Source organism: Paraburkholderia sp. SIMBA_030, assembly GCF_046535245.1.
In the GTDB taxonomy this organism is placed as follows: Bacteria; Pseudomonadota; Gammaproteobacteria; order Burkholderiales; family Burkholderiaceae; genus Paraburkholderia.
Genome location: NZ_JAWRXB010000673.1, coordinates 1 through 267, shown reverse-complemented (window position 1 = coordinate 267; position 267 = coordinate 1). Strand labels below are relative to the sequence as shown.

The following is a 267-nucleotide window of genomic DNA, read 5'->3' as shown; positions in this document are numbered from 1 at the left end:
AGGCCCTGCAGACCGCTGTCGACGCGTTCCTTGCTCAGCCCAACGACGAAACCCTGAAGGCCGCCAAGGAAGCCTGGTTCGCCTCGCGTGTGCCGTACCTGCAGAGCGAGGCCTTCCGCTTCGGCAACACCATCATCGATGACTGGGAAGGCCAAGTTAACGCATGGCCGCTGGACGAAGGCCTGATCGACTACGTCGACAAGAGCTACGAGCACGCCCTGGGCAACCCGGCCGCCAGCGCCAACATCATCGCCAACACGGAGATCC

At 63.3% G+C, this 267-nt stretch carries 1 protein-coding gene; it reads left to right on the top strand.

The features are described 5' to 3' along the window. On the top strand, positions 1 to 267 hold a 267-nt coding region (locus SB772_RS41655; protein ID WP_410838726.1), incomplete at both ends, for an imelysin family protein.